Below are 11,080 nucleotides of genomic sequence, written 5' to 3'. Positions count from 1 at the left end.
CGTCCTCCACGACGCCGCCGCCCGCGCGAGCGGCGGCGTCGTGGAGGACGTGGACGGAAACAGCTTCATCGACTTCGGGTCCGGCATCGCGGTGACCTCCGTCGGATCCTCCGCGGAGGCCGTCGTACGCCGCGCCACCGCCCAGCTCGCCGACTTCACCCACACCTGTTTCATGGTCACGCCCTACGAGGGCTACGTGGAGGTCTGTGAGCAGCTCGCCGAGCTGACCCCGGGCGATCACGCCAAGAAGTCCGCGCTGTTCAACTCGGGCGCCGAGGCCGTCGAGAACGCGGTGAAGATCGCCCGCTCGTACACCAAGCGGCAGGCTGTGGTCGTGTTCGATCACGGCTATCACGGCCGTACGAACCTCACGATGGCGCTGACCTCGAAGAACATGCCGTACAAGAACGGCTTCGGTCCGTTCGCCCCGGAGATCTACCGCGTCCCTGTGGCGTACGGCTACCGCTGGCCGACCGGCCCCGAGAACGCGGGCGCCGAGGCCTCCGCGCAGGCCATCGACGAGATCAGCAAGCAGGTCGGCGCGGAGAACGTCGCGGCGATCGTCATCGAGCCGCTGCTCGGCGAGGGCGGTTTCATCGAGCCGGCGAAGGGCTTCCTGCCCGCCATCGCGAAGTTCGCCAAGGACAACGGCATCGTCTTCGTGGCCGACGAGATCCAGTCCGGTTTCTGCCGGACGGGGCAGTGGTTCGCGTGCGAGGACGAGGGCGTCGTACCCGACCTGATCACCACGGCGAAGGGCATCGCCGGTGGCCTGCCCCTCGCCGCCGTCACGGGCCGGGCGGAGATCATGGACGCGCCGCACTCGGGCGGCCTCGGCGGCACGTACGGCGGAAACCCGGTGGCCTGCGCCGCGGCGCTCGGTGCCATCGAGACGATGCGCGAGCTGGACCTCGTCTCGAAGGCCAGGCGCATCGAGGAGATCATGAAGCCTCGTCTCAAGGAGATGGCCGAGAAGTTCCACGTCATCGGCGACGTACGGGGCCGCGGCGCGATGCTCGCACTCGAACTGGTCAAGGACCGGGACACCAAGGAGCCGAACCCGGAGGCGACGGCCGCTCTCGCCAAGGCGTGCCACATGGAGGGGCTGTTGGTCCTCACCACCGGCACGTACAGCAACGTGCTGCGCTTCCTGCCGCCGCTGGTGATCGGCGAGGACCTCCTTACGGAGGGGCTCGACATCCTGGAGCAGGCGCTCGCCGGGCTCTGACCGGGCAGTACGCCGGGCCCCGGGGCGGGGCCTGTGAAGAAGCTGTGCGGGGCCGATGGCGGGTTCAGCTTCCCGCTGTCGGACCTCACGGCCCTGACGTACGGTTTCGGCAGATGAACGAAACACCCCGCTCGCAGGAGACTGCGGGCGAACCCATGGCGGGGCGTCCCCAGCCCCGTTCTGGTCGCGTCTTCGGGCGCACTGGAGCATCCAGCTCCGGAATTCCTCACCGATCGGACGGCCGCCCGCCCCAAACCCCCCGGGGCGCGCGGCAACCCGGTCCCGTCGGCCGTCTCGGAACTACCCCCCCTGTTCCGGGGCGGCCGACATTCCTCTCCGGACGCTTCGGCTCCGACGGTCCCTTCGGACACCTCACCTCCCGCGGAACCTTCGCCCTCTGCGCCGTTCTCTTCGCGCTCGTCAGCTGGCAGGTCGTCGCCGGTGGCCCGCTCCGTGACGCCGACGAACGCCTGGGGCGCACGGCCTACCGACGTGGTCCCATCGGGCTGACGGAGTTCCTCGCCGATCTCGGCGGCATCGCGATCGCCCTCCCCGTCCTGGCCGTCGCGGTCGGGTACGCGGCGTGGCGAGGGCGCCGTGCGCGGGCGTTGGCGGTCGTACTGGCCATGGCGGCCGTTCCGGTGCTCGTGATGCCGCTCAAGCTGTGGATCGACCGGCCGGGGCCGCTCACGGCGGAGTCCGGCTACTACCCGTCCGGTCACACGGCGACGGCGATGGTCGCCTACTGCGGCGCCGCGCTGCTGTTGGCGCCCCGTACGGGGCGTGCCGGGCGCGGATGGGCGATGCCCGTCGCCGTGGTGCTCAGTGTGGCGACGGGCATCGGACTGGTGCTGCGGGGTTATCACTGGCCGCTGGACGTTCTCGGCAGCTGGCTGCTGTGCGGCATGCTGCTGGCCCTGTTGGTGGCGGCCCTGCGGCGGATCGACAACCGCGGGGCCGCCGGTTCGGGAACGGACGCCCCGTAGCACGGGGCGGGCCCGGTCGGTTCAGTCCGGCTCAGCCTCCGAAGTACGCGTCGAAGTTGCGCGAGAACTCCCACTGGTTGAAGCGGTCCCAGTTGATGGACCAGGTCATCAGGCCGCGCAGCGTGGGCCAGGTGCCGTGGGTCTGGTACGACCCGCAGTTGGTCTTCTTGGTGAGGCAGTCCAGGGCCTTGTTCACCTCCGACGGGGCGGTGTGGCCGTTGCCCGCCTGCGACGACGCCGGGAGCCCGATCGCCACCTGGCGCGGGTCGAGCGCCGGGAAGACCTTGGTGGTGTCACCGGCCACCGGGAAGCCGGTGAGCAGCATGTCGGTCATCGCGATGTGGAAGTCGGCGCCGCCCATGGTGTGGTACTGGTTGTCGAGCCCCATGATCGGCCCCGAGTTGTAGTCCTGTACGTGCAGCAGGGTCAGGTCGTCGCGCAGGGCGTGGATGACGGGGAGGTACGCCCCGGCGCGCGGGTCCTGGCCGCCCCAGGGGCCGGAACCGTAGAACTGGTAGCCGAGCTGCACGAAGAACGTCTCCGGGGCCATCGTGAGCACGAAGTCCGCCCCGTACTTGGCCTTGAGGCTCTTCACGGCGGAGATCAGGTTGACGATGACGGGGCTCGTGGGGTTACGGAAGTCGGTGTCGCCGGTGTTGAGGGAGAGCGAGTGGCCCTCGAAGTCGATGTCGAGGCCGTCGAGGCCGTACTCGTCGATGATCTTGGATACGGAGCTCACGAAGGCGTCGCGCGCGGCGGTCGAGGCGAGTTGGACCTGGCCGTTCTGACCGCCGATGGAGATCAGGACCTTCTTGCCGGCAGCCTGCTTGGCCTTGATGGCGGCCTTGAACTCGGCCACGGATTCGACGTTCGGGCATTCGGCGACGGGGCACAGACTGAAGCGGATGTCGCCCGAGGTGACCGAAGTCGGTTCGCCGAAGGCGAGGTTGATGACGTCCCAGGAGGCGGGCACGTCGGACATGCGGGTGTAGCCGGAGCCGTTGGCGAAGCTGGAGTGCAGATAGCCGACCAGGGCGTGGGCGGGGAGGTCCGACCCGTTGCCGCCCCCGCCTCCTGCCTGAGTGGTGGCGGTGACGGCGGAGGAGAGCGGTGAGCGGCCCGCGGCGTTGGTGGCCGAGACCTGGAAGCGGTAGGCGGTCGCGGGGCTGAGCCCGGTGATCGTGGTCGAGGTTCCGGTGAGGTTCACGTCCGGGGCGCCGTCACGGTGCACCGTGTAGCCGGTGGCGCCCGCCACGGGGGACCAGGCGAGGCCGACCGACGACGCGGTGACCGTCGAGGATCTGAGCCCCGACGGGGCGGCGGGCGGCTGCCCGGTCTCGCCGCCCGGCCCGACGAGGCTGAGGTCGTCGACGTGGTAGGCGGGGGTGCCGTACCAGCCGTTGGTGTAGAGGGTCACCGATGTGGTGGCGGGACCGGTCCGGAAGGAGGTGGTCAGTTTCTGCCAACTGGGCGCGGACGGGGTCCATGTTGAGACGTCGGTGGTGCCGGTCCCGGAGGCGCCGAGGTAGACGTAACTTCCCTGGACCCAGGCGCTGAGCGTGTACGCCGAGTCGGGTCGGACGGTGACGGTCTGGGTGCACTTCGCGTTGTCGCTGCCCGCCGGGGTGGCTTTCAGCGCGGCCGCGCCGCCGTGCACGGGGCTGCTGACGGTCACGCCGCTGCCGCCCGTACAACTCCAGCCCGCGAGGCCGGATTCGAAGCCGCCGTTGGTGGCGACGTCCGCGTCGGCCGCGCGCGCCGTCTCGGCGGACACGACGAGGCCGCCGGCGGTGAGGACGGCAGCCGCGAGGGCGGCCAGGAACCTGGGGTACCGAGAAGGTCGTCTGCTGCGTTCCACAACTGCCTCCGGGCATGGCGGAATTGAGTGACCGAGCCGGGCACAACATGGTCCAGACCAATCCTGTTGTCAAGACCTCTGGCGCCCTACGACTCCGACTCCCCCGTACCGCGCACACCGCCCGCGCGTCCCCGGCCGCCGTCGCCAGCGCCACTGGCACCGTCGTCGGCGCCCCGCGCGGACCCCGCGATCCCTGCCGCCGCCTCATGCATGGCCAGTTCCAGCAACGGCGGGTCGGTCAGCGTGCCGGAACCGTCGGGCTGGACCAGCCAGCGGACGCCGCCGCCGGTACGGCCCGGGTACGGGACGACGATCCAGGTGCCGCTGCCCGCGCCCCGTACCCCCGTACCGATCCAGCGGGCGACGGTGCCCGGCGGTACGAGGAAGCCGAGGCGCGCGTCGCCGAAGTCGGCCAGGACGGGGCCCGGCCGGTCGACGAGACGATTCAGCACCTCAAGCGTCGGATACCCCAGCCCACCGGGGAGGATCAGGACGTCCCAGCGCTTCCCCGCGGGAAGGAGGGCGACCCCGTGCGGGTTCCGCTCCCACTCCCACCGGCAGGCGTCGGGATCGGGCGCGACCGACGCCAGCCAGTCCAGCGCGGCCCTCGCCCCCGAGTGGGCCCTCGAGTCAGTCATCATGCGGCCTCCGCTCCACGTTGTTGGACAGTGCGTCCACAGAGGGAGAGGGAGGTCGCGCCGGATCATTACGCGAGTTCAGGGCCGGTCGGTGGTGATGTGGATCACACCACCACCGACCTGGGTGACGGTCCCGGTCAGGAACCAGGCAATCGCCCTCCGTACGGAGGATCCGCACCGAGGTGCGCGGGGACCGACGGGAGGTCAGCTGTCGAAGCCCAGCCCCACCCGGTCCATGGCCCTCAGCCATAGATTGCGCCGCCCGCCTCTGACGTCCGCGCGGGCCAGAGACCATTTGGTGAGCCCGATACCGGCCCAGGCGGCCGGCTCCGGCGGGAAGGGCACGGGCTTCGTCCTGACCATCTCCAGCTCCGTGCGCTCCGTCCGCTCCCCCGCGAGGAGGTCGAGCATCACGTCGGCGCCGAAGCGGGTGGCGCCGACGCCGAGGCCGGTATACCCGGCGGCGTAGGCGACCCGCCCACCGTGCGCCGTACCGAAGAAGGCGGAGAACCGCGAGCAGGTGTCGATGGCGCCGCCCCACGCGTGGCTGAACCGCAGGCCCTCCAACTGAGGGAAGCACGTGAAGAAGTGCGAGGCGAGCTTGAGATACGTCTCGGGGCGGTGGTCGAGTGCGGCGTCAAGGCGCCCTCCGTACGGATAGATCGCGTCGTAGCCGCCCCACAGGATGCGATTGTCCGCGGTGATCCGGAAGTAGTGGAACTGGTTGGCGCCGTCGCTGAGCCCCTGCCGTCCCCTCCAGCCGATCGCGCCCAGTTGCTCCTCGTCAAGAGGCTCGGTCGTCAGGGCGTAGTCGTAGACGGGCACCGTGTACGGGCGCACACGCCGCACCAGCGACGGGAAGACGTTCGTGCCGAGCGCGACGTGGCGGGCCAGGACACGGCCGTACGGCGTGCGGACGGCCACGCCGGGCCCGGAGCGCGCCAGTTCGAGACCGGGCGTGTTCTCGTAGATCCGTACGCCGAGATCGAGGCAGGCGCGCTTCAGCCCCCACGCGAGCCTCGCCGGGTTCAGCATGGCGACGCCGCGCCGGTCCCAGAGGCCGCCCAGGAACGTGGGCGAGTCGACCTCCGCGCGGACCTCCTCGCCGTCGAGCAGGTCCAGACCGGCGAAACCGGCCTCGGTCGCCTCCGCGTGCAACTGACGGAGGTCGTCGAGCTGGTGCGGCTGGATGGCCACGGAGATGTCGCCCGTGCGCTCGAAATCGCAGTCGATGCCGTAGCGCCCGACGGCCGACTCGATGCCGTCGAGATTGCTGCCACCCAGGTCCTCCAGGGTCCGCAGCTCGCCGGGCCAGCGGCTGAGCCCGTTGGCGAGCCCGTGGGTGAGGGAGGCGGAGCAGAAGCCGCCGTTACGCCCCGAGGCCGCCCAGCCCACCTCTCGTCCCTCGATGAGGACCACGTCGCGGTGCGGGTCGCGCTCCTTGGCGAGGAGCGCGGTCCACAGGCCGCTGTAGCCGCCACCGACGACGAGCAGGTCGCAGCGTTCGTCGCCCGCGAGAGCGGGCACCGCGCCCGGCCTGCCGGGGTCGTCCAGCCAGTAGGCGACGGGCTGCGCGTCGGTGAGTGAGGCGGCTGCTGTACGCATGGCTCCAGGGGCCATGTCTTCCAACTCCTTCAGGTCCTGCTCAGGGTTTCGCGGCCCTCTTCCGCCGGTCGCTGACCAGCTGGCCGCCGATCACCATCAGTACCGCAATGGCGAACATCGCCGTCCCGATGACGTTGATTTGCACCGGTGTGCCGCGCTGGGCGGATCCCCAGACGAACATGGGGAAGGTCACGGACGAGCCGGCGTTGAAGTTGGTGATGATGAAGTCGTCGAACGAGAGCGCGAAGGCGAGCAGAGCGCCCGCCGCGATCCCCGGTGCGGCGATCGGCAGGGTGACCCGTACGAAGGTCTGTACGGGCCCCGCGTAGAGATCGCGCGCCGCCTCCTCCAGCTTCGGATCCATGGACATGACGCGCGCCTTGACGGCCGTCACCACGAAGCTGAGGCAGAACATGATGTGCGCGATGAGGACGGTCCAGAAGCCCAACTCCGCCCCCATGTTCAGGAATAGGGTCAGCAGCGAGGCGGCCATCACGACCTCGGGCATGGCCATCGGCAGGAAGATCAGCGAGTTGATCGCGCCGCGCGCCCTGAAGCGGTAGCGGACCAGGGCGAAGGCGATCATGGTGCCGAGGACGGTCGCCCCGATCGTCGCCCAGACGGCGATCTGGAACGAGAGCGTCAGTGACCCGCAGAGGTCCGCGACGCCGCACGGGTCCTTCCAGGCGTCCAGCGAGAACGTCTGCCAGGAGTAGTTGAAGCGCCCCTTCGGCTTGTTGAAGGAGAACACCATCACGACGAGGTTCGGCAGGATCATGTACGCGAGCGTGAGCAGGCCCGCGACGACGACCACATTGCGTCGGATCCAGCGCATCAGACCAGGTCCTCCGTCCCTGAACGGCGGATGTAGACGGTGACCACGACCAGCACGACCGCCATGAGGATGAACGAGAGCGCCGCCGCCGTCGGATAGTCGAGCACGCGCAGGAACTGGCTCTGGATCACACTGCCGACCATCTTGGTGTCGGTGGAGCCGAGCAGTTCGGCGTTGACGTAGTCGCCGCTCGCCGGGATGAAGGTCAGCAGCGTGCCGGAGACGATGCCCGGCATGGACAGCGGGACGGTGACCTTGCGGAAGGTCGTCGCCGGCCGCGCGTAGAGGTCTCCGGCCGCCTCGTGCAGCCGGCCGTCGATGCGCTCCAGCGACGTGTAGAGCGGCAGGATCATGAACGGCAGGAAGTTGTACGTGAGGCCGCAGACGACGGCCATGGGCGTGGCCAGGACCCGGTCGTCGGCCGTCCAGCCGAGCCAGCTGGTCACATCCAGCACCCGGAGGGCGTCCAACGCGCCGACCACGGTGCCGTCGTCCGCGAGGATCGTCTTCCAGGCGAGCGTACGGATCAGGAAGCTCGTGAAGAACGGGGCGATGACCAGGACCAGCAGCAGGTTGCGCCACCGGCCGGCCTTGAAGGCGATGAGGTACGCCAGCGGGTAGCCGAGCAGCAGACACAGCACGGTGGCGGTGCCCGCGTACAGCAGCGAGCGCACGAACTGCGGGTAGTACTCCTGGATCGCGTCCCAGTACGTCGCGAAGTGCCAGGTGACCTCGAAGCCCTCCTCCAGCGAGCCCGTCTGTACGGAGGTCGACGCCTGGTAGACCATCGGCAGCGCGAAGAAGACCAGCAGCCACAGGATGCCGGGCAGCAGCAGCCAGTACGGGATCAGGCGCTTACGGCGCGGAACCTTGCGCACCGCCGCCTCGGTGACCGTTGGTGTCGGCGGCGTGGGTGGCGCCGGTGGTGCTTCCGTCGCGGTCACGCCCCCTCCTCGTCCACCGTCTTGACGCCCGCGTCGATGTCCTGGGCGGCGTCGAGTCCGAAGGTGTGCGCGGGGTTCCAGTGCAGGACCACCTCGGCCCCGGGAACCAGCCGGCCGTCGCGCTCGATGTTCTGCGCGTAGACCTCCAACTCCCCACATACGGGGCTGTTGATGACGTACTGCGTCGAGACCCCGATGAAGCTGGAGTCGACGATGCGCCCGCTGATCCGGTTACGTCCCGCGGGGACCGAACCCGCGTCGTCCGCGTGCGCGAGGGAGATCTTCTCGGGGCGTACGCCGACGAGCAGCCGGCCGCCGTCCGCGACCTGCGACGTACAACGGTCTGCGGGCAACCGCAGCTTCACGCCCGCCGACGTCACCACAACCTCGTCGCCGTTCTTCTCCGCGACGTCCGCCTCGATGAGGTTGGAGGTGCCGAGGAAGTTGGCGACGAAGGTGGTCTGCGGATTCTCGTACAGCTCCGCGGGCGCGCCCAGCTGCTCGACCCGCCCCGCGTTCATGACGGCGACCGTGTCGGCCATCGTCATGGCCTCCTCCTGGTCGTGCGTGACATGCACGAAGGTGATCCCGACCTCCGTCTGGATGCGCTTGAGCTCCAGCTGCATCTGGCGGCGCAGCTTGAGGTCGAGTGCGCCGAGGGGCTCGTCGAGCAGCAGCACCTTCGGATGGTTGATGAGCGCGCGGGCCACGGCGACGCGCTGCTGCTGGCCGCCGGAGAGCTGGTGCGGCTTGCGCTTCGCGAAGTCGCCGAGCTGGACGAGGTCGAGCATGTCGCCGACCTGCTTCTTCACCGACTTGATGCCGCGACGGCGCAGGCCGAAGGCGACGTTTTCGTAGATGTCGAGGTGCGGGAAGAGCGCGTAACTCTGGAAGACGGTGTTGACGGGGCGCTTGTGCGGCGGCAGTCCGGTGACGTCCTTCTCACCGAGGAAGACCGATCCGGTGGTCGGGTCCTCCAGGCCGGCGATCATCCGCAGCGTGGTGGTCTTGCCGCAGCCCGAGGCGCCCAGGAGGGCGAAGAAGGAGCCTTCGGGAACGGTGAGGTCGAGGGGCTTGACGGCGTGGAAGGAGCCGTACGACTTGCTTATCCCGGTGAGGCGGACGTCGTCGCCGCCCCGGTCGGTGGGTGAGGTCTCAGTCATGGGTCACGATCCCGGAGGCTTGGGAGGGGGGAGGAACGGAGCGGAGGGGGCCCGTGGACCCCTGCGGCCGACGGCCTGGCGCGGCGGCGCCGACGGCCTAGGCGCCGATGAGCTTGGCGAACTTCTCCTCGTACGCCGTCTCCTCCTCGCCGCTCAGCGAGCGGAAGGCGTGGGACTTCGAGGCCATCTCCGCGTCCGGGAGGATCAGTGGGTTGGACGCCATCGACTTGTCGATCTTCGCGAGCTCGGCACCGACACCCTCGACGGGGCAGACGTAGTTGATGTACGCCGCGAGCTGTGCGGCCATCGGAAGCTCGTAGTAGTGGTCGATGAGCTTCTCGGCGTTGGTCTTGTGCCGGGCCTTCGCCGGGACCAGGAGGTTGTCGCTGGAGATCATGTAGCCGGACTCGGGGATGGCGAACTGGATGTCCGGGTTGTCGGCCTGGAGCTGCACGATGTCACCGGCCCAGGCGATGCACGCCGCGATGTCGCCCTTGCTGAGGTCCGCCGTGTAGTCGTTGCCGGTGAAGCGGCGGATCTGCTTCTTGTCGACGGCCTTCTGTATACGGGCGACGGCACCGTCGAAGTCGTCGTCGGAGAACGACGCCGGGTCCTTGCCCATGTCGAGCAGCGTCAGTCCGATGGAGTCGCGCATCTCGGAGAGGAACGACACCCGTCCCTTGAGGTCCGGATCGTCGAGCAACTGCGAGACGGACTCGATCTTGCGGCCCTTCGTCGCCTTCGTGTTGTAGGCGATGACGGAGGGGATACCGGTCCACGGATACGTGTACGCGCGCCCCGGATCCCAGTCCGGCGAGCGGAACTGCTGCGACAGATTCGCGAACGCGTGGGGCAAGTTGGCGGGATCGAGCTTCTGCGCCCAGCCGAGCCGGATGATGCGGGCGGCGAGCCAGTCGGTGACGCAGATGAGATCGCGCCCCGTGTCCTGGCCGGCCGCGAGCTGCGGCTGGATCTTGCCGAAGAACTCGACGTTGTCGTTGATGTCCGCCGTGTACTTCACCTGGATCCCGGTGCGCTTCGTGAACGCCTCCAGGGTGGGGTAGCTCTTCTCGTCCTCGCTGACGTCCATGTACTCGGTCCAGTTGGAGAAGACGACGCGCTTCTCCTTCGCCGAGTGATCGGTGGACGCGGGACCGCCGCTCTCCCTCTTCGCGGGCGGAATCCCGCAGGCGCCGAGGCCTGCCACGCCGCCGATCGTGAGCGCCCCGGCGCCGGTGGCGCGCAGCAGCGAACGGCGGCTGAGCGCGCCCCGTCCGTTACTGAGGCTGCGACGCGTCGCGGCTATCTGGGCCGCCGAGAGACGGTCGGGCTCGTACAGCTCCATGGGCGGTGCCCTTTCGGGTGAGGAGAGGGGGTGAGGAGAGTTAGAGACGGTCCCCGAAGATTGTGCGGTGCCAGTCCTTCCTGGCGACCGCGGTGTTGTCGTACATCACATGTTTGACCTGTGTGTACTCCTCGAACGAGTACGCCGACATGTCTTTTCCGTAACCACTGGCCTTGTAGCCGCCGTGCGGCATCTCGCTGATGATCGGGATGTGGTCGTTGACCCACACACAGCCGGCCTTCATCTCACGGGTGGCGCGCCCCGTGCGGTACACGTCGCGGCTCCAGACGGAAGCGGCGAGGCCGTACGGGGTGTCGTTGGCGAGGCGGATGCCCTCGTCGTCGGAGTCGAAGGGCAGCACGACCAGGACGGGGCCGAAGATCTCCGACTGGACGATCTCGCTGTCCTGGGCGGCGTCCACGACGAGCGTGGGGCGGTAGTACGCGCCGTCGGCGAGGCCCGCGTCGTCACCGGCGGC

The 11,080-nt window shown here is 69.2% G+C and carries 10 protein-coding genes; 2 read left to right on the top strand and 8 right to left on the bottom strand.

The features are described 5' to 3' along the window. Both gabT and BHU15_RS42155 read left to right on the top strand, forming a co-directional pair. The coding region (gabT, locus tag BHU15_RS17230) for a 4-aminobutyrate--2-oxoglutarate transaminase (RefSeq protein ID WP_069628005.1) at nucleotides 1-1,228 on the top strand (1,228 nt) is incomplete at its 5' end. 626 nt (nucleotides 1,229-1,854) lie between these two features. Further along, nucleotides 1,855-2,214, top strand: a complete 360-nt coding sequence (locus tag BHU15_RS42155; protein ID WP_329075726.1) for a phosphatase PAP2 family protein — start codon at nucleotides 1,855-1,857, stop codon at nucleotides 2,212-2,214. Between the two features lie 31 nt (nucleotides 2,215-2,245). Here the strand turns inward: BHU15_RS42155 and BHU15_RS17220 are convergent, their stop codons facing one another. The 8 genes from BHU15_RS17220 to BHU15_RS17185 form a co-directional block, all read right to left on the bottom strand. After that, the gene (locus BHU15_RS17220) at nucleotides 2,246-4,072 is read right to left on the bottom strand and encodes a chitinase (RefSeq protein WP_069628003.1); all 1,827 of its coding nucleotides are present in this window, start codon (nucleotides 4,070-4,072) and stop codon (nucleotides 2,246-2,248) included. An 86-nt stretch (nucleotides 4,073-4,158) separates the two neighbouring features. Next, on the bottom strand, nucleotides 4,159-4,710 hold the full coding sequence (locus BHU15_RS17215) for a hypothetical protein (RefSeq protein WP_069628006.1): 552 nt from the start codon (nucleotides 4,708-4,710) through the stop codon (nucleotides 4,159-4,161). A 204-nt stretch (nucleotides 4,711-4,914) separates the two neighbouring features. Further along, on the bottom strand, nucleotides 4,915-6,330 hold the full coding sequence (locus BHU15_RS17210; RefSeq protein ID WP_069628002.1) for an NAD(P)/FAD-dependent oxidoreductase: 1,416 nt from the start codon (nucleotides 6,328-6,330) through the stop codon (nucleotides 4,915-4,917). A gap of 25 nt (nucleotides 6,331-6,355) precedes the next feature. Beyond that, nucleotides 6,356-7,150: an ABC transporter permease gene (locus tag BHU15_RS17205; protein WP_069628001.1), complete on the bottom strand. Its 795-nt coding sequence runs from the start codon at nucleotides 7,148-7,150 to the stop codon at nucleotides 6,356-6,358. Then, a complete protein-coding gene (locus BHU15_RS17200) occupies nucleotides 7,150-8,094 on the bottom strand; it encodes an ABC transporter permease (protein ID WP_031229360.1) in 945 nt (314 codons plus the stop codon). Before BHU15_RS17200 ends, BHU15_RS17205 begins: the two co-directional genes overlap by 1 nt. Next, entirely contained in the window at nucleotides 8,091-9,257 is a 1,167-nt protein-coding gene (locus tag BHU15_RS17195) for an ABC transporter ATP-binding protein (protein WP_069628000.1), read from the bottom strand. The genes BHU15_RS17200 and BHU15_RS17195 overlap by 4 nt, the downstream gene beginning before the upstream one ends. Before the next feature lie 97 nt (nucleotides 9,258-9,354). Continuing rightward, a complete protein-coding gene (locus BHU15_RS17190) occupies nucleotides 9,355-10,602 on the bottom strand; it encodes an ABC transporter substrate-binding protein (protein WP_069627999.1) in 1,248 nt (415 codons plus the stop codon). A 40-nt stretch (nucleotides 10,603-10,642) separates the two neighbouring features. After that, a partial coding sequence (locus BHU15_RS17185; RefSeq protein ID WP_141726833.1) for an aldehyde dehydrogenase family protein occupies nucleotides 10,643-11,080 on the bottom strand: 438 nt, incomplete at its 5' end.

Source organism: Streptomyces niveus, from assembly GCF_001723055.1.
Classification (GTDB): Bacteria; Actinomycetota; Actinomycetes; order Streptomycetales; family Streptomycetaceae; genus Streptomyces; species Streptomyces niveus.
Note: the sequence above shows the minus strand (reverse complement) of the source record. Positions and strands in the feature narration are given on the sequence as shown.